The following is a 20,973-nucleotide window of genomic DNA, read 5'->3' as shown; positions in this document are numbered from 1 at the left end:
GGCCCCGCGTGCTAACGTTTCGTTAAAGGTCGGCCATGTCGTCACGACGGTGTGAGTCCAGCCCTCGAGGCAGCTCGCCCGAGCCCGCTAAGGAACGCTGACCGATGCCCGCATTTGAGGCATTTCGGGAACCGTCAACAGATTTTGTGCAATGCACAAAAAATCGATTGCATTTGACTTTCGTTGTAACTAATTGGGCTAATCCGCGCAGCAAATCGCGAAGGGCACGGCGTCGTCACTGATGATGCCCAGGTGCCGCTGCTTGCATCCACATCAACTGAACGAGATTGCCAATGACAGAGCACAGTCTCTGGCGGTTCTCGCGTGCATTGCATCGCGCCCTCACCGACCGCCAGCAGGATGACCTCGCCGCCATCATCGACGACAACATCGATTGGGCGATTTACGGCCCGGTCGACATGTTTCCGTTCTTCGGAGCCCGCCACGGCAAGCCGGCGGTGCTCGAAGTCTGCCGGCAGATCGCCGATTGCGTGCGGATCTATCGCTATCACCGCGAGTCGGTGATGCTCGGGCTCGACTCCGCCGCATCGATGGTGCGCTACACCCTGACCGCGAACGATACCAACCGTCCGATCAGCGTGCGGATGGCGCTGTTCACGCAGTTTCAGAACGGCAGGCTCACCAATCTGCGGATGGTGCTCGACACTTTCGACCTGGTCGAACAGGCGCTCGGCCGCCCGATCCATCTGCCGAAGATCGCCTGAGCGGCACCCCGCCGAGATCGGCCCGATCCGCAGCGCCGCCGCTCGGCGGCGACGGCGTTAATACGACGTTGAGGATTGTCGCCGAAACACCGAGGCGGCGCCGCAGAACGGCCGCGATGCGGTCAAATTGCGCTGGAGTTATGCAGCCACAGGTGACGTGCGGGGGATCCTCGCGCGGCGTGACGCTCAAACAGGGGACCAACCGAATGAACGCCATTCCTTCCGAAAAGATCGAGACGCCCGAAACCGACGAGAACCTCGCTGCCGTCTCCGAGGTGGAAGCGGGCATCCGCGACTTCGTCCGCAACGACATCGCCTATCTGCGCCGGCCCTCAGCGACGACCTCGACCACCGACGCCTCGGCCGTTCCGGCCTCGACGCTCGGCCTCGAGGGCAGCGCGGAAGCCGCGGTCAACAACGTCAATTCGCTGATCCAGCGCGTCGCCGGCACTTCGCTCGGCGAGATCGAGAGCCTGATCGGTGAGTTGGAGGCGCTGCGCGACCTGCTGCACGCCGAAGGCCAGCGGGTGCAGCGCGAGATCTCGAGCTATGCCCAGCTCAGCCAGGCGGCGATGAAGTCGACCCGGATGATCGCCGACAATGTCGCGCAGTGGAAGCGCACCGCCGAGACGCTGCGTCACGGCTGATTCGGCCAACCGGCGGTCGCGGCCGGAAGCGGCGGCGGCCCAGCCGAGCTGGTGAAAACCCGGTTCAATAAATCCGCACTTCAAAACGACAAAAGCAGCCATCGCGAGGTGGCTGCTTTTTTGTCGTCGATCTCGAAATTCGGTCGGATCGAAGATGTCGAGGCCGGCTTGGTGCCGGCCGGTAACCGCTCAGCGGTCGGAGAGAGTCGTCGTCGCGGATTCGAGGCTGTAGGAGCCCACCGCATAACCCTTCACAACCATCCCGGTGGTGATCATCACCGCCAGCGTCACGGTGGCGAAGATAACCCCCACCCATTTCAGTCCAGCTTGGTCAGCCATTGTCCTCAATTCCCTCAGCCCTGCGTTCGTCGACCGTGACGCCCGCAAGGTTCACAACTTCCTAATATCCCGGCCGTTCCGGCGCCGTCTCGCGGAAAAGCCACGCATTTGGTTAAAATGCGAACGGCTGTTGCCGCCTCGCCTCACTTCACGCGGCGTTCGGCCGCCTCGGCACGAAAGCCGTCGCCAGGAACGAGAACACCACCTCGCCGCGCTGATTGATCCCGGTGTTACGGGCCTGCATGATTCCCCATTGCGGGCGCGAATCGGACGGCCGCAGATTCTCGATCTGCTTGTAGTAAGTGACGGTGTCGCCGGCCAGCACCGGCTTGAGCCAGCGCAACTCGCGGAAACCCGGGGACGGACCGCCGGTCGCCACCAGATCGCCGCGCTTCGCGGCCTCGGCGGCTTCGCGCTGGGCGTTCGCTACCATCAGCTTCATGCACACCGCGGCGACGTGCCAGCCGGAGGCGGCGAGGCCACCGAACAGCGAGTTCTTGCCGGCCTCCTCGTCGAGATGGAACGGCTGCGGATCGAACTGCGCCGCGAACGTCTTGATCGAGTCGGCCGTGAAGGCGAACGAGCCGATCTCGTGGCGCTCGCCGATCGTCATGTCTTCGAGAAAACGCATGGTGATCGCTACCCGTTGCTGCCGGCGTCCGGCGCGGCGGCCGCGTCGCGGCGCTTGAAGATGATCGGGGACACCATCTCGCTCAGCATCTGGCCGTGGCCGTTGCGGACGTAGCACTTGAAGGTGACGATCCCGGTTTCGGGCCGGCTCTTCGACACCCGCGCTTCGATCACTTCGACGTCCAGCATCAGATCGTCGCCCGGGCGCAGCGGCGACATCCAGCGCATCTCGTCGACGCCCGGCGAGCCGAGTGAGGCGGCGTCCTTGATGAAGCCGTCGTACATCATGCGCATCATCAGCGACGACAGATGCCAGCCGGAGGCCGACATGCCTTTCAGCATCGAGGCGTTGGCGGCGTGGTCGTCGAGATGCATCGGCTGCGGATCGTATTCCGAAGCAAAAGCGATGATCTCCTCGCGCGTCACACGGCGAGGTCCATAGCGGCCGAAATGGCCGGGCGCGAAATTTTCAAAGAACAGGGTTGTCATGGCATTTGCTGGTGGGAGGCCCGATTGTGGCCGTTATTGCGGTCGATCACAAGCCCATCATTCGGTTTGTTGGGGGAGACCACCGATGTTCAATTTTCGGGACCTGTTTCAATGGGACCGTTTCATCACGCCGACCATCATCAAGACGTTCTATTGGCTGGTGATCGCCGTGACGGTGCTGTTCGGGATTTCCGGTGTGTTTTCCGGGCTGGCGACGATGGCGGTGAGCCCGTTCGGCGGCTTCATCCTGGTGCTGTCCAGCCTCGCCTCGATCCTGGTCGGGATCGTGTTCTCGCGCATCGTCGCCGAATTCGTGCTGATCGTGTTCCGCATCAACGAACACCTCGGCGCGATCCGCGATCAGCAGGGATTCAGGTGACACCTGCTTCGCGCCGCTCTCGCCCTCTCGTTCGTCATTCCGGGGCGCGCGCAGCGCGAACCCGGAATCCATAACTCCTTGCCTGATTGCCCTGCATGAGGATCGTCAACTGCCGCCGTGCGTCACCGCACCGCTACGACGTATAGATTCCGGGCTCGCTCACTTCGTGAGCGCCCCGGAATGACGAACTCAAAGGCTTTTATCCAAGCCTCAGGTATTAAATCTGAAATGCATCACGTCGCCGTCGGCGACGACGTATTCCTTGCCTTCCAGCCGGAGCTTGCCGCCGTCGCGGGCGCCGGCTTCGCCGCCGAGCCTGACGTAGTCGTCATACGCGATGGTCTCGGCGCGGATGAAGCCCTTCTCGAAATCGGTGTGGATCACCGCCGCGGCCTGCGGCGCCTTGGTGCCCTTGGTGATGGTCCAGGCGCGGGCTTCCTTGGGGCCGACCGTGAAATAGGTGATCAGGTGCAACAGTTCGTAGCCGGCGCGGATCAGCCGGTCGAGCCCGGCCTCGTGCAGGCCGAGCGTGTCGAGGAAATCGGTGCGCTCTTCCTTCGACAGCGTCGCGATCTCGGATTCGATCTTGGCCGAGATCACCACGGCGACCGCGCCTTCTTCCTTGGCGCGCGCCATCACCTGCTCGGAGAAGCTGTTGCCCTCGGCGGCCGAGCCTTCCTCGACGTTGCAGACGTACAGAACCGGCTTGGAGGTGAGCAGGCCGAGCATCCGGAAGGCGCGCTCCTCCTCGGGCTTGCGCTCCAGGAAGCGTGCCGGCTTGCCGTCGCGCAGCAGCGTCAGCGCGCGGGTGACCAGCTCGAGCTGCTCCTTGGAATCCTTGTCGCCGCCCTTGGCCTTTTTGGAGAGATTGTCGACGCGCTTTTCCAGGCTCTCGAGATCGGCGAGCATCAGCTCGGTCTCGATCGTCTCGATGTCAGCGAGCGGCGCGACCTTGCCCTCGACATGAGTGATGTCGCTGTCTTCGAAGCAGCGCACCACATGCGCGATCGCGTCGACCTCGCGGATGGTGGCGAGGAACTGGTTGCCGAGGCCTTCACCCTTGGAGGCGCCCTTCACCAGGCCGGCGATGTCGACGAAGGTCAGCCGGGTCGGGATGATTTGCGCCGACTTGCCGACCTCGGCCAGCTTGTCGAGCCGCGGATCCGGCACCGCGACCTCGCCGACATTCGGCTCGATGGTGCAGAACGGATAGTTCGCCGCCTGCGCCGCCGCGGTCTCGGTCAGCGCATTGAACAACGTCGACTTGCCGACGTTCGGCAGCCCGACGATCCCGCATTTGAAGCCCATGATATGTCCTGCTGTTCGAGGCCGACGCCGCAACTAAGGTACCGCGTCATACGCGGGCTGACCCGCGTATCCATCTCCTTCGCGAGAAGATGGATCGCCGGGTCAAGCCCGGCGATGACGCTGTTACTTGTTGCTGCCCTTCGGCTCGCCCTTGTCGTTGTCGTAGAAACCCTTGGCCTGCATCGCCAGGTGCACCTTGTTGGCGAAGGTCGAATCCTTGCCCTTGGCGATCAGCCCGGCATTGTCTGCGGCGATCTCGCACAGAGCTTCGACCCACGGCCGCTCGCTCTTGGCAAAATCGCCGAGCACGTGATTGTGCACCAGCTCCTTCGCGCCCGGATGGCCGACGCCGAGCCGGACGCGAAGATAATCGTTGCCGATATGCGCCGAGATCGAGCGCAGGCCGTTGTGCCCGGCGATGCCGCCGCCGACCTTCACGCGAACTTTCGCCGGCGGCAGTTCGATCTCGTCGTGAAACACCGCGATCTCGTTCTGCCCGATCTTGTAGAAGTTCGCCGCTTCCTGCACGGCGCGGCCGGAGTCGTTCATGTAGGTGGTCGGCTTCAGCAGCGTGATGCGCATACCGTCGAGCACGCCATCGGCGGTCTCGCCCTGAAAGCGACGGCGCCATGGCGAGAAGCCATGACGCCGTGCGATCTCGTCGATGACCATGAAGCCGATGTTGTGCCGGTTGCCCTGGTACTTTGCACCAGGATTGCCGAGCCCAACGAACAGCCGCATGACGCGGAACCCCGCGCCGGATTACTTCTTCTTGGCCGCCGGAGCCGCCGCGGCCGGAGCCTTGGCGGCAGCAGCCGGAGCCTTCGCCGCAGCAGCCGGCGCAGCAGCAGCCGCAGGCGCGGCACCCGCCGCCGCCTTGTCATCGTTGTAGCCCGACGGCGGCACGATGGTGACCAGCGTGACGTCCTCACGCGACACCGACTTGACGCCGGTCGGCAGCGCGATGTCCGACAGATGCAGCGACACGCCGATATCGAGGGTCGAGACGTCGGCTTCGATGAACTGCGGGATGTTCTCGGCCGGCGCTTCCAGGTCGACGGTGTGGGTGACGATGTTGAAGGTGCCGCCACGCTTCACGCCCGGGGCGACTTCGAGACCCTTCAGGTGCAGCGGCACGCTGACGCGGATGGTGGCGCCGGCGCCGAGCCGCAGGAAGTCGACATGGACCGGGAAGTCCTTGACCGGATCGAGGTGATAGTCCCGCGGGATGACGCGATGCTTCTGACCGTCGAGAACGACGTCGAAGATCGTGGTCAGGAACCGGCCGGCCAGAATCCGCAGGCGAAGCTCTTTCTCTTCGACCGAGATCGGCAGCGGGGGCTGGTTGTCTCCGTAGATCACTCCGGGCACACGGCCGGCGCGACGCTCAGCCCGGGCGGCCCCCTTGCCGCTCTTCGGACGCGCGGTCGCCTTCAGTTCCAAGACGCTCGTCATCTGTTTAAGTCCTTGATCTGTAAAAAGTTAAAGGCCGCAAAGCGGCCCATTGCAGACGTCGCGGCAAGCCTCCAGGGGTGCGGGGGCCGCGGACGTGGCCGGGTTCTAGCCGCAAAGGCCGCAAATGACAAGGAAATCAAGTCTTCCCGAGCACGGCCTCATCCTGAGGAGCCCGCGCCGCCAGCAAGGCGGCGGCGGGCGTCTCGAAGGATGCGCCCGGGTGTAGGCTGAGCCTCATCGGCCTTCATGGTTCGAGACGGCCGCTTCGCGGCCTCCTCACCATGAGGGACTCAAGCAGGGTAAATTGGCGCCCGTTTGCGTCCTCACGCCAGCGCGGTCGGAGGCTCCGAGCCGCCGCCCTGGCGGGCTTCCAGCGCGGCGATCCGGGCCTTCAGCGCCTCGTTCTCCTCGCGGGTGAGGCGGACCATCTCCTTGAACGCCTCGAACTCCTCGCGCTTCACCAGATCGAGATCGCGCAGGATCTTCTCGGCCTGGCTGCGCACCACCCCGTCGATCTCGCGCTTGACGCCCTGCGCCGCGCCGGCGGCGTCGTTCATCAGGCGGCCGATCTCGTCGAAAAGCCGGTTGTTGGTCTGGGTCATGGTCGAGATCTCCGTCGCGCGTCGTGCGCGGTTGCAAGCCAAGCGGGCATTGCGGTGACAATGGCGATGGATCGGGCTTCCTTCAAGGCCGGCTGGCGCGGCCGGTGCCGGCCCGGTCCGATTTGCCTCTCCTTGCGACGTTCGCACCCCCGTCGCAAGGCCGATTTAAGCATCGGTTGGCTGGACGGGGCAGTGCCGGTGCCGGCAATTGACGCTGTACCGTTGCCGGCTTTGGAGCTAAGCCGAACGAACAATGCCATTCTTCGCCGTCGCCTTTCCCGTGTTCGACCCGGTGGCCGTCGCGATCGGTCCGTTCGCGATCCGCTGGTACGCGCTGGCCTATATCGCCGGCATCGTGATCGGCTGGCTGTACGCCCGGATGCTCCTGAAGCGGCAGCGGCTGTGGGGCGGTCCGTCGCCGATCTCGCTGGAAGCGTTCGACGACTTCATCCTGTGGATCACCATCGGTATCATTCTCGGCGGCCGCACCGGCTACGTGCTGTTCTACAATCTCGAGTTCTTCATCCGGCATCCGGCGGAGATTTTCGAATTGTGGAAGGGCGGGATGTCGTTCCACGGCGGCTTCATCGGCTGCGTGCTGGCGGTGGTGCTGTTCGGCTGGAAGCGCAAGGTGCCGATCCTGTCGCTCGGCGACATCACCTGCGCGGTCGGCCCGATCGGGCTGTTCCTCGGCCGCATCGCCAATTTCATCAACGGCGAATTGTGGGGCCGGCCGGCGGACGCCTCGGTGCCGTGGGCGATGGTGTTTCCCAATGCCGGGCCGCTGCCGCGGCACCCGAGCCAGCTCTATGAGGCTGGGCTGGAGGGCATCGCGCTGTTCGTGATCCTGGCGCTGATGATCCGCGCCGGCGCATTGAAACGGCCGGGCCTGATCATCGGCGCATTCCTCACCTTCTACGGCCTCGCCCGGATCACCGGGGAATTGTTCCGCGAGCCCGACCCGCAGCTCGGCTTCCTGTGGGGCGGGTTGACGATGGGCATGCTGCTGTCGGTGCCGATGGTGATCGTCGGCATCGGCGTGATGGTCGCGACCTGGCGCCGCGGGCGGGTGACCGCGGCTGCGGCCGCCACGCATCCGAGCGAGACTGCCTCATGATCGACCAGACCGCGCTCGCCACCGAGATCAAGCGGCTGATCAAGGCCGCCGGCCCGATGCCGGTGTGGCGCTACATGGAATTGTGCCTCGGCCATCCCGAGCACGGCTATTACGTCACCCGCGATCCGCTCGGCCGCGAAGGCGATTTCACCACCTCGCCCGAAATCAGCCAGATGTTCGGCGAGCTGCTCGGACTGTGGTCGGCCTCGGTCTGGAAAGCCGCCGGCGAGCCGCAGGCGCTGCGCCTGATCGAGATCGGGCCCGGCCGCGGCACCATGATGGCCGACGCACTGCGCGCCCTGCGGGTGCTGCCGATCCTGTACCAGTCGCTCAGCGTGCATCTGGTCGAGATCAACCCGGTGCTGCGCCAGAAGCAGCAGACCACGCTGGCCGGCATCCGCAACATTCACTGGCACGACAGCTTCGACGACGTCCCCGAAGGCCCGGCGGTGATTCTCGCCAACGAGTATTTCGACGTGCTGCCGATCCATCAGGCGATCAAGCGCGAAACCGGCTGGCACGAGCGGGTGATCGAGATCGGCGCCTCGGGCGAACTGATGTTCGGCGTCGCCGCCGATCCGATCCCCGGCTTCGAGGCGCTGCTGCCGCCGCTGGTGCGGCTGGCGCCGCCCGGCGCGGTGTTCGAATGGCGGCCGGACGCCGAAATTTTCGAGATCGCCAGCCGGGTGCGCGACCAGGGCGGCGCAGCCCTGATCATCGACTACGGCCATCTGCGCAGCGACGTCGGCGACACCTTCCAGGCGATCGCCAGCCACAGCTACGCCGATCCGCTGCAGCACCCCGGCCGCGCCGACCTCACCGCGCATGTCGATTTCGACGCGCTCGGCCGCGCCGCCGAGAGCGTCGGCGCCCGCGCCCACGGCCCGGTGACGCAGGGCGCGTTCCTGAAGCGGCTCGGCATCGAGACCCGGGCGCTGTCGCTGATGGCCAAGGCCACGGCGCAGGTATCCGAAGACATCGCCGGCGCGCTGCAGCGCCTGACCGGCGAAGGCCGCGGCGCGATGGGTTCGATGTTCAAGGTGATCGGCGTGTCCGATCCGAAGATCGAGACCCTGGTCGCGCTCAGCGACGATACCGACCGCGCCGCCGAGCGCCGGCAGGGGACCAACGGATGATCATCACCTCGTCGCTGCTCGGCGCAGCGCCTGGTCTGCGCCATGCGTTTTTCACCCGCGAGGGCGGCGTGTCCGAGGGCATCTATGCCGGGCTGAACGCAGGTGTCGGCTCGAACGACGACCCGGCCAAGGTCGCCGAGAACCGGCGGCGGATGGCGGAAGCGCTCGGCGTCGCACCGGAGCGTTTCCTCACCGTCCATCAGGTGCATTCGCCGGACGTTGTGGTCGCCGAGACGCCATGGTCGCCAGCGAACCGGCCGAAGGCCGACGCCATCGTCACCCGCACGCCGGGCCTCGCGATCGGCGCCAGCGCGGCCGATTGCGGTCCGATCCTGTTCGCCGATCCGGCCGCAGGGGTGATCGGCGCGGCCCATGCCGGCTGGAAGGGCGCGCTGACCGGTGTGCTGGAATCCACCCTCGCCGCGATGGAGCGGCTCGGCGCCGATCGCAGCGGCGTGGTCGCCGCGATCGGCCCGCTGATCCGGCAGCCGTCATACGAGGTCGGCGACGAATTCGTCGCCCGCTTCACCGCGGCCGATCCGGCTTACGCGACCTTCTTCGTCGAGGCCGAGCGGCCGGCTCATGCGATGTTCGACCTCGGCGGCTTCATCCGGATGCGGCTGGAAACCGCCGGCGTCGGGCTGATCGACGATCTCGGCCTCGACACCTATCCGGACGAACGGTTCTTCTCCTATCGGCGCACCACCCATCGCGGCGAGCCCGACTACGGCCGCCACGTCCACGCCATCGTGCTGGACCCGGACGCCTGAAATCCAGCGATCCTGCGCCGGTCGGAGCGCAAAGATGAACGGGGATTAACCACGTTCGTTTACGTGCCAGGCCGCGACCATCGCGACAATCTATTGAAAACTTTAGAGAAATTAGACCCGCGTGGCGGCCGAAGGTTAACCTGCGATCTGTCCCTCGCTGGACCTTAATGGATTTTAACGATATCGCTTTTCGTCGTTCGGCGGCCGCTGCGCCGCGCCTTCGACGGGACCCTGCATGTCGGCTCGCCTGCCCCGCCTGATCGCCTCGCGCACGATGCGCACCGCCCTTTTGCTCGCACTGCTGACCGGCCTCGCCGGCTGCGTCACCGAAGGCGGCCCGGGAGCCGGGCCGATGGCCTCGGCCGGCGGCAGCGGCGTCGCGTTCGAATCGATCGACGGCCCGCCGCCGCAGGTGTTCGACCGCATGGTCGCGGTGCTCGACAGCGAATCTAAGCTGCGCAACATCCCGGTGGTGTCGCGCGAAGCCGGCGCGGCGTTCCGCGTCCGCAGCTATCTGTCGGCGCAGGTCCGCGGCAACCGCACCAACATCGCCTGGGTCTGGGACGTTTATGACCGCAACCAGCAGCGCGCGCTGCGGTTGTCCGGCGAGGAACCGGCCGGCAACGGCCGCGACGCATGGGGGCAAGCCGACGACGTCGTGCTGCGCCGGATCGCCCAGGCCGGATTCACCGGGCTGAGCGGCTTGGTAAACGGCGGGTTACCAGCCCAGCCGTCCACACCTTCGGCGCCGGCGACGAGCGGGCCGGCGATCGCAGCCGCAGAGCCGACCCCGGCAGCGAGCGGCGATGCACGTACTGCAGCCCTGAGTTTCGCGGCACGCTGATCGCCGCCATTGCACGCGACATAGGTCGAATCCGCGTCGGAAAACCGTCACGATGGGTTGCCATCGCTGGCGGGCGGCTGATATCACCTCGCTCGCAAAAGTGTCCGATTTCGCGAGTCAACCGATATGCTGAACGTAGTATCCACCGCGCCGAGGGGGGACGCGTCGATGTCGGGTAAGAACGGATCGGTCAAACTGGTCGCCGGCAATTCCAATCCGGCGCTGGCCCGCGATATCGCGCAGTGGCTGAACATGCCGCTGACCAAAGCCAGCGTCCGCCGCTTCGCCGACAACGAAGTCTTCGTCGAAATCCAGGAGAACGTTCGCGGCTCGGACGTCTTCATCATCCAGTCGACGTCGTATCCGGCCAACGACCACCTGATGGAACTCCTGATCATCACCGACGCGCTGCGCCGCGCCTCGGCGCGCCGGATCACCGCGGTGATCCCGTATTTCGGCTACGCGCGGCAGGATCGCAAGGCGGGTCCGCGCACGCCGATCTCGGCCAAGCTGGTGGCCAATCTGATCACCCATGCCGGCGCCGACCGGGTGATGACTCTGGATCTGCACGCCGGCCAGATCCAAGGCTTCTTCGACATCCCGACCGACAACCTGTACGCCTCGCCGGTGATGGTGCGGGACATCAAGGAACGCTTCGACCTGTCGAAGGTGATGGTGGTGTCGCCCGACGTCGGCGGCGTGGTCCGCGCCCGCGGCCTCGCCAAGCGCATCAACGCGCCGCTGGCGATCATCGACAAGCGCCGCGAGCGCGCCGGCGAATCGGAAGTGATGAACGTGATCGGCGACGTCGCCGGCTACACCTGCATCCTGCTCGACGACATCGTCGATTCCGGCGGCACGCTGGTGAACGCCGCCGAAGCGCTGCTCGCCAACGGCGCGACCGAAGTCTACGCCTACATCACCCACGGCGTGCTGTCCGGCGGCGCCTGCGCCCGCATCACCAATTCCAAGCTCAAAGAGCTGGTGATCACCGACTCGATCCAGGCCACCGAGGGCGTCTGCAAGGCGCCGAACATCCGCACCATCACCATCGCCTCCCTGATCGCCGAAGCGATCGGCCGCACCGCGGCGGAAGAGTCGGTATCGAGCCTGTTCGACTGAGCACTCCCCAAGCGCCCCTCATTCTGGGGCGCGCGCAATCGTCAGCCTCTCCCTGTGTCATTCCGGGGCGCCGCTCAGCGGCGAACCCGGAATGACGAACTAGAGGCTGTGTACGCGGCGGAGAGGTCTGTCGACTACACAATCCCCGCCGCGACCTGGCCGCGGAGGCGTTCGAGGCTGAGCAGGGTGTCGGCGCAGGCGTGGGCGACTTCGGCGCCCTTGAGGGCGAAGTGCTGCCGGAACCGATCGGTGTCGGCCTCGCCGCGCTCGAAGCTGTGCGGCGTCGCCACCGCGGAGAACACCGGCACCTCGGTCTTGAGCTGCACGTCCATCAAGGCCTGGATCACCGTCTGGGCGACGAAGCCGGTGAGGCCGTCGTCGACGACGAGGCCGGCGGCGACGATCGCGGTGTAGCGCCGGGTCTTGGCCAGCATCTGCACGTGCAGCGGAATTTCGAACGAGCCCGGCACCTCGAACAGATCGACCTGCGAGGCGACGATGCCGCGCTCGACGATCTCGCGCAGGAACGACTCCCAGCAGCCGGCGACCACGTCGTGGTGCCACGACGACTGCACGAAGGCGACGCGCTGCGGCTTGGCGAAGCGCGGATACGACCGCTCGGCCGGCGGCGGTGCAGTCTCGGCGGGATCGGTCACGGTCTCGGTCATCGGCAGGCTCGCTCGGCTGTGATCTGAAGGGTCGGCCCAGGCTACCAGCGCACCGGCACGAATCAAAGGTTGCCGATGCGGCGAAAGACTCGTGTGGAGCGAATTCCGCGCCGCAGACTCGGCCTGCGCGAATCCGATTCCGTTTTGTTCTCGCGCGATCCATCCGACTGTGGACGGGTTACTCTTTGGTTGTGGAATTGGCGAGCGCGGGATTGCACGGATTCGGCAAATCACATCATTTCAGTCCTGCAACCTCGGTTCGTCCGGACTAAGCCCTCCGACGCGAGCACAGGTACAGGCGCGTACCGGCCTGCCTCATGCGTATCAGCATATTCCAACGTAAGGTCGAGACGGCATGCCCTTGCTCGAAGGCATCATCGAGTCCCGAAATAATCCGCTGGCGGTGGTCGAAGACATCGCAGCGTCGAACGACCTCGCTTTCGAGCGCTCCGGCGAAGACGAGATCACCATCGTCGCCAAGGGCCAGTGGACCGACTACACGCTGTCGTTCACCTGGATGCACGAGATCGAAGCGCTGCATCTGGCCTGCGCGTTCGACATGAAGGTCCCGGCGGCGCGCCGAACCGAAACCCTGCGGCTGATCGCAGCGATCAACGAACAGCTCTGGGTTGGCCATTTCGACGTGTGGAATCACACCGGCACCGTGATGTACCGCCAAGCGCTGGTGCTGCCGGGCGGCCTCGCCGCCACCGAAGCGCAGTGCGAGACCATGCTGATCAGCGCGATCCACGCCTGCGAGCGTTACTACCCGGCGATCCAGTTCACGGTGTGGGCCGGCAAGACCGCGGCGGAAGCGATGAGTGCCGCGATGTTCGACACCCAGGGCGAGGCCTGACGGCTCCCTGCTCGATTTCTCCGTCATTGCGAGGAGGCGAAGCCAACGAAGCAATCAGCGGCTCCGTGCACTGATCCTCTGGATTGCTTCGCCTTAGGCTCGCAATGACGTGGAGAGACCGCCTGCGCGTTTCAGCCCTTGTGAGCGTTGCCACCTTCTCCTAGAACGCTGACCGGATGACGCCGCCGACCGCGGCGCCGATGGATGCTTGCGATGATCACGTCCTCGAAATCTCCCCTGCAACAGCTCGGCGGCACGGTGGTTCTCGCCGGCGCCGGCAAGATGGGCGGCGCGCTGCTGACCGGCTGGCTGGCGCAAGGGCTGGACGGCGGCGACGTCGTGGTGATCGAGCCGCATCCGACCGAGGAAATCGCGGCGCTGAGCGCGCGCGGCGTTCGCCTCAATGCCTCGGCCGCCGATGTCGGCGCGGTCTCGACGCTGGTGGTCGCGGTGAAGCCGCAGATGTTCGCCGAGGCCGCCGCGGCGCTGCGCGGCTATGTCGGGCCGTCGACGCTGGTGGTGTCGATCATGGCCGGCAAGCCGATCGCGGCGCTGTCCGAGCAGCTCGGCGGCCACGTCGTTCGCGCGATGCCGAACACCCCGGCTGCGATCGGCCGAGGTATCACCGTCGCGGTGGCGGCCCCTAACGTCACGCCCGCCCAGCGCGGCATCGCCGATGCGCTGCTGCGCGCCACCGGCGGCGTCGAATGGGTCGAGGACGAAGCGCTGATCGACGCGGTGACGGCGGTGTCCGGCTCGGGCCCGGCCTACGTGTTCCTGCTCGCCGAAGAACTCGCGCGCGCCGGCGTCGAGGCCGGTCTCCCAGAGGGCCTTGCCATGACGCTCGCCCGCGCCACCGTCGCCGGCTCGGGCGAGTTGCTGCACCGCTCCGACCTCGACGCCGCGACGCTGCGCCAGAACGTCACCTCCCCCGGCGGCACCACCGCCGCCGCGCTCGAGGTGCTGATGGCGCAGGACGGTTTCCGCCCGCTGCTCACCCGCGCGGTGGCGGCGGCGACGAAGCGGTCGAAGGAATTGGCGAAGTAGACGGGATACCGACGTCATGCGCGGGCTCGACCCGCGCATCCATCGCGCGCAAACGCGCCACCAGACAGATGCTGACCATTCACGAGAAGATGGATCGCCGGGTCTAGCCCGGCGATGACGCTTCATTGAATAAGACACGTCATCGCCCGGCTTGTCCGGGCGACCCAGTATCCCAGAGCGCGTGAAGTAGTAACGCTCTGCGATACTGGATCACCCGCATGCGCGGGTGATGACGCAGAAATTTGTAGAAGTGCTTCGGCCTACACTGGCACCCGCACCGTCGCGCGCAGGCCGCCCATCGGGCTGTCGCCGAGGGTGATGTCGCCGCCGTGCGAGCGGGCGATGTCGCGAGCAATCGCAAGGCCGAGGCCGGTGCCGCCTTCGTCCTGGTTGCGGGCGTCGTCGAGCCGCAGGAACGGCTTGAACACTTCTTCGCGCATCGCCATCGGGATGCCGGGCCCGTCATCGTCGATCGTCACCGTCAGATAGCGGTGATCGCGCTGCCCGGTGATCGCGATGGTGTGGGCGTGGCGGGCGGCGTTCGACACCAGATTGGCGAGGCAGCGCTTGAACGAGGCCGGCTTCACGGTCACCACCGGCTGCCCGGAAAACGCGACGCTGACGACGTGGCCGTGGCGCTCGGCGTCGGAACGCAGTTCCTCCAGCGCCGCCACCATGTCGGTCGGCTGCGCCTGCTCGCCGCTGTCGCCGCGCGCGAACGCCAGATACGCCTCGAGCATCGCCGACATCTCGTCGACGTCCTTGCGCATGCCCTCGGTTTCGGGCGCATCGCCGATCAGTTCGAGCTCGAGCTTGAACCGGGTCAGGATGGTGCGCAGATCGTGGCTGACGCCGGCCAGCATCGCGGTGCGCTGTTCGATCGAGCGCTCGACGCGGGCTTTCATCTCGATGAACGCATAGGCGGCGCGCCGCACCTCGCGGGCGCCGCGCGGCCGGAAGTTCGGCACGTCGCGGCCCTTGCCGAAGCTCTCCGCGGCATCGGCAAGCCGCAGGATCGGCCGGATCTGATTGCGCAGGAACAGCACCGCGACGATCAGCAGCACGGTCGAGGTTCCGACCATCCATAACAGGAAGATCTCGGAGTTCGACGCATAGGCGGCGCTGCGCAGCGCGAACACCCGCATCACCGCGTCATCGAGCTGGATGCGGATCTCGACCAGGCTGGAGCGGCCGACGGTGTCGATCCAGAACGGCCGCGCGATCTGCCGGCTGATCTGCTTGCTGATCGACTGGTCGAGCAGTGAGAAGAACGGTTTCGGCCCCGGCGGCGGCATCTCGCCGGGACCGAGGAAATCCACCACCAGGCCTAGCCGGGTCTGCGCGATCCGCCGCAGCACGGCGCGGTCCTTGTCCTGCGGATAGCTCTTGTAGACGTCGATCAGCGTCGCGATGTCCTGCACCACCGCCGCCGACAGCCGCTGCGTCACCGTGTTCCAGTGCCGCTCCATGAACACGAAGGCGATCACCGACTGCAGCAGCACCATCGGCGCGATGATGATCAAGAGCGCGCGGGCGTACAGCCCCTTCGGCATGAAGTCGTTGAAGCGCTGCCCCAGATAACCATTGGCCGCCGACACCCGCCCATAGGCGGACCGGATCAGCGTCAGCCCGGTGTCGAGCGTGCTCATGACACGGCCCGCCGGATAGAACGCGCAGCGCCGGCTTCAGCGTCAATGCTGAAGGCAATGCCCTGGCCAAAAGCACGGCGAGCCCCCTCGCCCCGCCCTTGCGGGGAGAGGGTTGGGGTGAGGGGCAGCGGCGCATCCGCGCGCGCCGAGGCTGCTAATAGACGCCGTGCCATGCCCCTCACCCGGCGCGCGAACGCGCGCCGACCTCTCCCCGCGCAGGGCGGGGAGAGGTTGCACGGTGCCTGGGGCAAAGCTCTGCTCATCACGAAACTAATCAGGAGCTACGGCGCCGCCACCAGGCGGTAGCCGATGCCGCGGACGGCTTGCAGGAACAGCGGGTTGGCGGGATCGCGCTCGATCTTGCGGCGCAGGCGGTTGATCTGGACGTCGACGGCGCGCTCATTGGCATTGCCGGCGCCGCTGAGATCGCCACGCGGCACCGTCTCGCCCGGTGCCGCCGCCAGCATCCGCAGCATGTCGCGCTCGCGGTCGGTGAGGTGGACGATCTCGTCGCCCTGGCGCAGTTCGCCGCGGTCGATGTGAAATACGTACGGCCCGAACGCCACCGTCTCGGCCTTCGCAGCCGGGGCCGGCGCGGTGCGCTTGAGGATATTGCCGATCCGCAGCAGCAATTCGCGCGGCTCGAACGGCTTGGCGAGGTAGTCGTCGGCGCCGATCTGCAGCCCCTCGATCCGGCTCTCGGCCTCGTGCCGCGCGGTCAGCATCACGATCGGCACGTCGGAGGTCTGGCGGATCGAGCGGGCGAGATCGAAGCCGGTCTCGCCCGGCATCATCACGTCGAGGATCAGCAGGTCGAAATCCAGCCCCGCCAGCTTGGCGCGGGCGTCGCGGCCGCTTTGCGCGGTGGTGACGCGGTAGCCCTCGGAGGCGAGAAACCGCGACAGCAGATCGCGGATGCGGCGGTCGTCGTCGACCAGCAGCAGATGCGGCGCATCGTCGGCGGGGCGGACCGGTTTCTTCGCCAGTGCTGCGAGCTGGATCACGTCACGTCCTTTGCGCTGGCGCCGCCGTGCAGGATGGTCTGGAGCACCTTGTCCGGATCGTCCCGATCGATCATCGCGCGGAGGAATTTGCCGACCGCCTCGGCGCCGGCGGGCGGAAGATCGCGCAGCGCGCGGTCGATCCGTTCGGTCTGCAGCCGGGCCAGTTTCTCCACCAGCGCCTCGCCCTTTGCGGTGGCGAAAAGAAGGCGCTGGCGGCGGTCGCTGTCGCCGGCCCTCTGCACGATATAGCCCTCGTCGAGCAGCTGCTTCAGCACCCGGCTGAGCGACTGCTTGGTGATCCGCAGCACGTCGAGCAGATCGGCCACCGTCAGCCCGGGATAGCGGCAGACGAAATGCACCACGCGGTGATGGGCGCGGCCGAAGCCGAACGCCTCCAGCACGTGGTCGGCGTCGCCGACGAAATCGCGATAGGCGAAGAACAGCAGCTCGATGATGTCCCAGCGCGGCGGCTGCGGGTCGGCATCGGCCGCTGCTTCCCCCGGGCTCCCACCGCTCTGCCGGATCAGCTCGTTGAAATTTATGTCAGCCATGTTGACATATCAGGTCTTTATGTTACAAAACCGCCGACCAAGACGAAATATTCGACTATTCCGCTTGCGACCCCTGCCCGTGCAGTCCGATAAAGGAAGCTGCCCGGCGGCGTGCATGCGAAGGTCGGACGGCTCGGCCGAAACATTACCGGAGTTCGGCAATTCCGCCAAAAACATCTCCCGGCGACTGCCGGGACCGATAACCACCTTCTGCGGCCGGCTTTCGCAGCCGGATCCGCGACAACCACGGCCACCCGCAGGCGCGCCGGTCCAGGAGAAGATCGATGGGAGTTTCGTTCGACAAGATCGACGGCTCGCTCTGGCTGAACTTCGACATCCAGCCCTCGGCGAACCCGACGCCCGACAAGGAACGCGACGCGAAGCTGGAAAATCTCGGCTTCGGCCGGGTCTTCACCGACCATATGGCGATCGTCCGCTATGATCAGGCGCACGGCTGGCACGGCGCCCGGATCGAGGCGCGTTCGAACTTCCCGCTCGATCCGGCGCACGCCGTGCTGCACTACGCGCAGGAGATTTTCGAAGGCCTCAAGGCCTACAAGCGCGACGACGGCGGCGTGAACCTGTTCCGCCCCGACGCCAATGCGCGCCGTTTCCGCGACAGCGCCGACCGCATGGCGATGGCACAGCTTCCCGAGCAGGTGTTCATCGAGGCGATCGAGCAGCTGGTTAAGATCGACCGAAACTGGATCCCAGGCGGCGAAGGCAGCCTGTATCTGCGGCCGTTCATGATCGCCAGCGAAGTGTTCCTGGGCGTCAAGCCGTCGTCGGAGTACATCTTCTCGGTGATCGCCTCGCCGGTCGGCTCGTACTTCAAGGGCGGCCCCGCCCCGGTGTCGATCTGGGTGTCGGAGAACTACACCCGCGCGGCGGTCGGCGGCACCGGCGGCGTCAAATGCGGCGGCAACTACGCGGCGTCTTTGCGCGCCCAGGCCGAGGCGATCGAGCGCGGCTGCGACCAGGTGGTGTTCCTCGATGCGCTGGAGCGCCGCTACGTCGAAGAGCTCGGCGGCATGAACGTGTTCTTCGTGTTCGACGACGGCTCGCTATCGACGCCGCCGCTCGGCACCATCCTGCCCGGCATCACCCGCGACTCGATCATCACGCTGGCGCGCGACGCCGGCCGCGTGGTCCGCGAGGAGCCGTACACGATCGATCAGTGGCGCGCCGACGCGGCGAGCGGCAAGCTGAAGGAAGCGTTCGCCTGCGGCACCGCCGCGGTGATCTCGCCGATCGGCAAGGTGTGCTCGAACCACGGCGACTTCACCATCAATGGCGGCCAGGCCGGCGAGGTGGCGATGGGCCTGCGCAAGCAGCTCGTCGACATCCAATACGGCCGCGCCGAGGACAAGCACGGCTGGATCAAGAAGGTGTTCTGAGGCACCTCGCCACGAGTCATTCCGGGGCGCTGACGAAGTCAGCGAACCCGGAATCCCTCTTGGTAACAACCTCGAGATTCCGGGTTCGCGCTACGCGCGCCCCGGAATGACGTTGGCTACACCATCGACACGAGCACGGCACGCTCCCTCGCCCCGCTCTTGCGGGGAGAGGGAGCGTGCCGTGCTTGGGGCGCGGCTACGCACTACGTGTCGACGCCCAACTACCTCCGCCCGAACAGCTTCTCGATGTCGGTCAGCGTCAGTTCGACATAGGTCGGGCGGCCGTGGTTGCATTGGCCGGAGTTCGGGGTGGCTTCCATTTCGCGCAGCAGCGCGTTCATCTCTTCGGGCTTGAGCACGCGGCCGGCCCGCACCGAACCGTGGCAGGCCATGGTGGCGGCGACGTGCATCAGGCGGCGCTCGAGCGGCAGCGCTTCGTCCCATTCGGCCATGTGTTCGGCGAGGTCGCGGAGCAGCCCGCCGGCATCGGTCTTGCCGAGCAGCGACGGCGTCTCGCGCACCGCCACCGCGCCGGGGCCGAAGCTCTCGATGACGAGGCCGAACTTCGCCAACTCATCGGCGCGTGCGACCAGGCGCTCGACCGTCGCCTCGTCCATCTCGACGATGTCGGGGATCAGCAGGATCTGGCGCTGCACGCCGTTGGCTTCGAGCGACGCCTTCAGCCGCTCATAGACGATGCGCTCGTGCGCGGCGTGCTGATCGATCACGATGAGCCCGTCGCGGGTCTGCGACACGATGTAGGTCTCGTGGATCTGGGTGCGCGCCGCGCCGAGCGGCCGGTCGAGCAGATCCGGCGTGATCTCGGCCGGACGGATGTCGGCGCTCGGCGCGCCGACATCGAACGCCGCCTGCGCGCGCTCGGCGAACGACGGCGCCGCACTGCCGCCTACCGGATAGGACGGCGAAGAGCGCCAGTCCCAATTCGCCGGTGGCATCGCGGCGGGCCGGAATGTCGAGATCACACTGCCGGCGCTGTTGGCGGCGGTGCGGCGGCCCTCGCGCGCCAAACCTTCCTTCAGCGCGTGCACGATCAGCGCGCGGACCAGGCCGGCATTACGAAAGCGCACCTCGGTCTTGGCCGGATGCACGTTGGCGTCGACCTCGCGGCTATCCAGCGTGACGAACAGCGCCACCACCGGGTGGCGGTCGCGCGGCAAGTAATCCGAATAGGCGGCGCGCACCGCTCCCAAGATCAGCTTGTCGCGCACCGGGCGGCCGTTGACGAACAGATACTGGCCGAGCGCATTGGCCTTGGTCAGCGCCGGCGACGCCGCGAAGCCTTCGACCACGACGCCCTCGCGCTCGGCGCGGACCTCGATGGCATTGGCGCGGAAGTCTGCGCCGAGAATGTCGCCGAGCCGGATCAATTGCCCCGGCGCACCGGGCAGCGCCGCCGCCCAGGTCACCGGCGCGCGCTCTTCGCCGGCCAGCGTGAAGGCGACGTCCGGCCGCGCCATCGCAAGGCGCCGCACCACTTCGCGGATCGCCTCGGCCTCGGTGCGATCGGTCTTGAGAAATTTCAGCCGCGCCGGCGTGGCAAAGAACAGATCGGCGACTTCGACGCGGGTGCCTTGGCTCAAGGCCGCCGGCGCGATCGGAGTCTTGTCGCCGCCTTCGACCCGCATCGCCCAGGCGTGCGGCTCGCTGGCATGGCGCGTGGTGATCGACAGCTTCGCCACCGCGCCGATCGACGGCAGCGCCTCGCCGCGAAAGCCGAGGGTGCGGATCGCCAGCAGGTCCTCGTCGTCGAGCTTCGAGGTGGCGTGGCGATCGACCGCGAGCGCGAGATCGGCCGCGGTCATCCCGGAGCCGTCGTCGGCGATCACGATCTTCCGCCGCCCGCCGCCGTCCGAGAAGATATCGATCCGGCTGGCCCCGGCATCGATCGCGTTCTCGACCAGCTCCTTCACCACGCTCGCCGGCCGTTCCACCACCTCGCCGGCAGCGATACGGTTGACGATGGTTTCGGGGAGTTGGCGAACGGGCATGCGGCGACTCGGTTGGCAGAGCGCGGACTTTAGGGGAGCGAAGGAGGAATTGCGACGCTAGCGCTGCCGATCCCCTCCCCCTTGCGGGGAGGGTCGGCCGAGCGAAGCGGAGGCCGGGGTGGGGGGCCCCGGGCGGGTACAGACCGGCTAGATTCCTGACAGTTTGGACCGGGATGATTGTCGACAGTTCACACTGCATCGGAGGGAGGACCGCCGATGCCTTTTGTGG

The 20,973-nt window shown here is 66.5% G+C and carries 23 protein-coding genes; 11 read left to right on the top strand and 12 right to left on the bottom strand.

Features of this window, described 5'->3' with window-relative positions:
• Positions 1-293 precede the first annotated feature (293 nt).
• Both DWA33_RS17470 and DWA33_RS17465 read left to right on the top strand, forming a co-directional pair.
• Positions 294-725: a nuclear transport factor 2 family protein gene (locus tag DWA33_RS17470; RefSeq protein ID WP_114359649.1), complete on the top strand. Its 432-nt coding sequence runs from the start codon at positions 294-296 to the stop codon at positions 723-725.
• Between the two features lie 206 nt (positions 726-931).
• Positions 932-1,372, top strand: coding sequence for a hypothetical protein (locus tag DWA33_RS17465; protein WP_114359647.1), 441 nt, complete (start codon positions 932-934; stop codon positions 1,370-1,372).
• Between the two features lie 189 nt (positions 1,373-1,561).
• Here the strand turns inward: DWA33_RS17465 and DWA33_RS25260 are convergent, their stop codons facing one another.
• The 3 genes from DWA33_RS25260 to DWA33_RS17455 form a co-directional block, all read right to left on the bottom strand.
• On the bottom strand, positions 1,562-1,711 hold the full coding sequence (locus tag DWA33_RS25260) for a hypothetical protein (RefSeq protein ID WP_167443231.1): 150 nt from the start codon (positions 1,709-1,711) through the stop codon (positions 1,562-1,564).
• Positions 1,712-1,859: 148 nt separating this feature from the next.
• Positions 1,860-2,342: a MaoC family dehydratase gene (locus DWA33_RS17460; RefSeq protein WP_114359645.1), complete on the bottom strand. Its 483-nt coding sequence runs from the start codon at positions 2,340-2,342 to the stop codon at positions 1,860-1,862.
• Between the two features lie 8 nt (positions 2,343-2,350).
• Positions 2,351-2,830 (bottom strand): MaoC family dehydratase, encoded by a 480-nt coding sequence (locus tag DWA33_RS17455; protein ID WP_114359643.1) that lies wholly within the window; start codon positions 2,828-2,830, stop codon positions 2,351-2,353.
• 85 nt (positions 2,831-2,915) lie between these two features.
• On the opposite strand from DWA33_RS17455, the gene DWA33_RS17450 reads away from it, so the two are divergent.
• On the top strand, positions 2,916-3,209 hold the full coding sequence (locus DWA33_RS17450; RefSeq protein WP_114359641.1) for a DUF4282 domain-containing protein: 294 nt from the start codon (positions 2,916-2,918) through the stop codon (positions 3,207-3,209).
• A 210-nt stretch (positions 3,210-3,419) separates the two neighbouring features.
• Here DWA33_RS17450 and ychF read toward each other — a convergent pair whose 3' ends face one another.
• From ychF to DWA33_RS17430, 4 genes are all read right to left on the bottom strand, one after another.
• Positions 3,420-4,517: a redox-regulated ATPase YchF gene (ychF, locus tag DWA33_RS17445; RefSeq protein ID WP_114359639.1), complete on the bottom strand. Its 1,098-nt coding sequence runs from the start codon at positions 4,515-4,517 to the stop codon at positions 3,420-3,422.
• A 123-nt stretch (positions 4,518-4,640) separates the two neighbouring features.
• Positions 4,641-5,258, bottom strand: coding sequence for an aminoacyl-tRNA hydrolase (gene pth, locus DWA33_RS17440; protein WP_114359636.1), 618 nt, complete (start codon positions 5,256-5,258; stop codon positions 4,641-4,643).
• Between the two features lie 21 nt (positions 5,259-5,279).
• Positions 5,280-5,972: a 50S ribosomal protein L25/general stress protein Ctc gene (locus DWA33_RS17435; RefSeq protein WP_114359634.1), complete on the bottom strand. Its 693-nt coding sequence runs from the start codon at positions 5,970-5,972 to the stop codon at positions 5,280-5,282.
• A 323-nt stretch (positions 5,973-6,295) separates the two neighbouring features.
• Positions 6,296-6,574 carry an accessory factor UbiK family protein gene (locus tag DWA33_RS17430; RefSeq protein WP_011159891.1) on the bottom strand — a complete coding sequence of 93 codons (279 nt, stop codon included), beginning with the start codon at positions 6,572-6,574 and terminating at the stop codon, positions 6,296-6,298.
• Between the two features lie 253 nt (positions 6,575-6,827).
• On the opposite strand from DWA33_RS17430, the gene lgt reads away from it, so the two are divergent.
• From lgt to DWA33_RS17405, 5 genes are all read left to right on the top strand, one after another.
• Positions 6,828-7,691 carry a prolipoprotein diacylglyceryl transferase gene (gene lgt, locus DWA33_RS17425; RefSeq protein WP_114359631.1) on the top strand — a complete coding sequence of 288 codons (864 nt, stop codon included), beginning with the start codon at positions 6,828-6,830 and terminating at the stop codon, positions 7,689-7,691.
• A complete protein-coding gene (locus DWA33_RS17420) occupies positions 7,688-8,827 on the top strand; it encodes a class I SAM-dependent methyltransferase (protein WP_114359629.1) in 1,140 nt (379 codons plus the stop codon). The genes lgt and DWA33_RS17420 overlap by 4 nt, the downstream gene beginning before the upstream one ends.
• The gene (gene pgeF, locus DWA33_RS17415; RefSeq protein ID WP_114359627.1) at positions 8,824-9,597 is read left to right on the top strand and encodes a peptidoglycan editing factor PgeF; all 774 of its coding nucleotides are present in this window, start codon (positions 8,824-8,826) and stop codon (positions 9,595-9,597) included. The genes DWA33_RS17420 and pgeF overlap by 4 nt, the downstream gene beginning before the upstream one ends.
• 235 nt (positions 9,598-9,832) lie before the next feature.
• Complete coding sequence (locus DWA33_RS17410; protein WP_114359626.1) at positions 9,833-10,441, top strand: hypothetical protein; 609 nt, start codon at positions 9,833-9,835, stop codon at positions 10,439-10,441.
• 168 nt (positions 10,442-10,609) lie between these two features.
• Complete coding sequence (locus DWA33_RS17405; protein WP_114359624.1) at positions 10,610-11,563, top strand: ribose-phosphate pyrophosphokinase; 954 nt, start codon at positions 10,610-10,612, stop codon at positions 11,561-11,563.
• 134 nt (positions 11,564-11,697) lie between these two features.
• On the opposite strand, the gene DWA33_RS17400 is transcribed toward DWA33_RS17405, so the two are convergent.
• Positions 11,698-12,231 (bottom strand): 6,7-dimethyl-8-ribityllumazine synthase, encoded by a 534-nt coding sequence (locus tag DWA33_RS17400; protein ID WP_114359622.1) that lies wholly within the window; start codon positions 12,229-12,231, stop codon positions 11,698-11,700.
• A gap of 355 nt (positions 12,232-12,586) precedes the next feature.
• Between DWA33_RS17400 and DWA33_RS17395 the strand changes: the two genes are divergently transcribed.
• Positions 12,587-13,087 carry a type III secretion system chaperone family protein gene (locus DWA33_RS17395; RefSeq protein ID WP_114359620.1) on the top strand — a complete coding sequence of 167 codons (501 nt, stop codon included), beginning with the start codon at positions 12,587-12,589 and terminating at the stop codon, positions 13,085-13,087.
• Positions 13,088-13,291: 204 nt separating this feature from the next.
• Entirely contained in the window at positions 13,292-14,134 is an 843-nt protein-coding gene (proC, locus tag DWA33_RS17390) for a pyrroline-5-carboxylate reductase (protein ID WP_114359618.1), read from the top strand.
• Between the two features lie 260 nt (positions 14,135-14,394).
• On the opposite strand, the gene DWA33_RS17385 is transcribed toward proC, so the two are convergent.
• From DWA33_RS17385 to DWA33_RS17375, 3 genes are all read right to left on the bottom strand, one after another.
• The gene (locus DWA33_RS17385) at positions 14,395-15,783 is read right to left on the bottom strand and encodes an ATP-binding protein (protein WP_114359616.1); all 1,389 of its coding nucleotides are present in this window, start codon (positions 15,781-15,783) and stop codon (positions 14,395-14,397) included.
• 281 nt (positions 15,784-16,064) lie between these two features.
• Positions 16,065-16,787: a response regulator gene (locus DWA33_RS17380; RefSeq protein WP_114359614.1), complete on the bottom strand. Its 723-nt coding sequence runs from the start codon at positions 16,785-16,787 to the stop codon at positions 16,065-16,067.
• Positions 16,784-17,338 (bottom strand): MarR family winged helix-turn-helix transcriptional regulator, encoded by a 555-nt coding sequence (locus tag DWA33_RS17375; RefSeq protein ID WP_114359613.1) that lies wholly within the window; start codon positions 17,336-17,338, stop codon positions 16,784-16,786. Before DWA33_RS17375 ends, DWA33_RS17380 begins: the two co-directional genes overlap by 4 nt.
• 284 nt (positions 17,339-17,622) lie before the next feature.
• Here DWA33_RS17375 and DWA33_RS17370 point away from each other — a divergent pair, with 284 nt between their 5' ends.
• A complete protein-coding gene (locus tag DWA33_RS17370; RefSeq protein WP_114359611.1) occupies positions 17,623-18,735 on the top strand; it encodes a branched-chain amino acid aminotransferase in 1,113 nt (370 codons plus the stop codon).
• Positions 18,736-18,956: 221 nt separating this feature from the next.
• Here DWA33_RS17370 and mutL read toward each other — a convergent pair whose 3' ends face one another.
• Positions 18,957-20,744 carry a DNA mismatch repair endonuclease MutL gene (gene mutL, locus DWA33_RS17365; protein ID WP_114359608.1) on the bottom strand — a complete coding sequence of 596 codons (1,788 nt, stop codon included), beginning with the start codon at positions 20,742-20,744 and terminating at the stop codon, positions 18,957-18,959.
• Between the last annotated feature and the right edge of the window lie 229 nt (positions 20,745-20,973).

Origin of the sequence: Rhodopseudomonas pentothenatexigens (assembly GCF_900218015.1) — a bacterium.
In the GTDB taxonomy this organism is placed as follows: Bacteria; Pseudomonadota; Alphaproteobacteria; order Rhizobiales; family Xanthobacteraceae; genus Rhodopseudomonas; species Rhodopseudomonas pentothenatexigens.
Note: the sequence above shows the minus strand (reverse complement) of the source record. Positions and strands in the feature narration are given on the sequence as shown.

What these genes read in the sequence shown, in the direction of transcription:
- DWA33_RS25260 (WP_167443231.1), bottom strand. Translation starts at nt 1,711, where the DNA reads ATGGCTGACCAAGCTGGACTGAAATGGGTGGGGGTTATCTTCGCCACC.
- DWA33_RS17375 (WP_114359613.1), bottom strand. Translation starts at nt 17,338, where the DNA reads ATGGCTGACATAAATTTCAACGAGCTGATCCGGCAGAGCGGTGGGAGC.
- DWA33_RS17465 (WP_114359647.1), top strand. Translation starts at nt 932, where the DNA reads ATGAACGCCATTCCTTCCGAAAAGATCGAGACGCCCGAAACCGACGAG.
- DWA33_RS17470 (WP_114359649.1), top strand. Translation starts at nt 294, where the DNA reads ATGACAGAGCACAGTCTCTGGCGGTTCTCGCGTGCATTGCATCGCGCC.
- mutL (WP_114359608.1), bottom strand. Translation starts at nt 20,744, where the DNA reads ATGCCCGTTCGCCAACTCCCCGAAACCATCGTCAACCGTATCGCTGCC.
- DWA33_RS17460 (WP_114359645.1), bottom strand. Translation starts at nt 2,342, where the DNA reads ATGCGTTTTCTCGAAGACATGACGATCGGCGAGCGCCACGAGATCGGC.
- lgt (WP_114359631.1), top strand. Translation starts at nt 6,828, where the DNA reads ATGCCATTCTTCGCCGTCGCCTTTCCCGTGTTCGACCCGGTGGCCGTC.
- DWA33_RS17395 (WP_114359620.1), top strand. Translation starts at nt 12,587, where the DNA reads ATGCCCTTGCTCGAAGGCATCATCGAGTCCCGAAATAATCCGCTGGCG.
- DWA33_RS17385 (WP_114359616.1), bottom strand. Translation starts at nt 15,783, where the DNA reads ATGAGCACGCTCGACACCGGGCTGACGCTGATCCGGTCCGCCTATGGG.
- proC (WP_114359618.1), top strand. Translation starts at nt 13,292, where the DNA reads ATGCTTGCGATGATCACGTCCTCGAAATCTCCCCTGCAACAGCTCGGC.
- DWA33_RS17405 (WP_114359624.1), top strand. Translation starts at nt 10,610, where the DNA reads ATGTCGGGTAAGAACGGATCGGTCAAACTGGTCGCCGGCAATTCCAAT.
- DWA33_RS17435 (WP_114359634.1), bottom strand. Translation starts at nt 5,972, where the DNA reads ATGACGAGCGTCTTGGAACTGAAGGCGACCGCGCGTCCGAAGAGCGGC.
- ychF (WP_114359639.1), bottom strand. Translation starts at nt 4,517, where the DNA reads ATGGGCTTCAAATGCGGGATCGTCGGGCTGCCGAACGTCGGCAAGTCG.
- DWA33_RS17450 (WP_114359641.1), top strand. Translation starts at nt 2,916, where the DNA reads ATGTTCAATTTTCGGGACCTGTTTCAATGGGACCGTTTCATCACGCCG.
- DWA33_RS17420 (WP_114359629.1), top strand. Translation starts at nt 7,688, where the DNA reads ATGATCGACCAGACCGCGCTCGCCACCGAGATCAAGCGGCTGATCAAG.
- DWA33_RS17410 (WP_114359626.1), top strand. Translation starts at nt 9,833, where the DNA reads ATGTCGGCTCGCCTGCCCCGCCTGATCGCCTCGCGCACGATGCGCACC.
- DWA33_RS17430 (WP_011159891.1), bottom strand. Translation starts at nt 6,574, where the DNA reads ATGACCCAGACCAACAACCGGCTTTTCGACGAGATCGGCCGCCTGATG.
- pgeF (WP_114359627.1), top strand. Translation starts at nt 8,824, where the DNA reads ATGATCATCACCTCGTCGCTGCTCGGCGCAGCGCCTGGTCTGCGCCAT.
- DWA33_RS17455 (WP_114359643.1), bottom strand. Translation starts at nt 2,830, where the DNA reads ATGACAACCCTGTTCTTTGAAAATTTCGCGCCCGGCCATTTCGGCCGC.
- DWA33_RS17400 (WP_114359622.1), bottom strand. Translation starts at nt 12,231, where the DNA reads ATGACCGAGACCGTGACCGATCCCGCCGAGACTGCACCGCCGCCGGCC.
- pth (WP_114359636.1), bottom strand. Translation starts at nt 5,258, where the DNA reads ATGCGGCTGTTCGTTGGGCTCGGCAATCCTGGTGCAAAGTACCAGGGC.
- DWA33_RS17370 (WP_114359611.1), top strand. Translation starts at nt 17,623, where the DNA reads ATGGGAGTTTCGTTCGACAAGATCGACGGCTCGCTCTGGCTGAACTTC.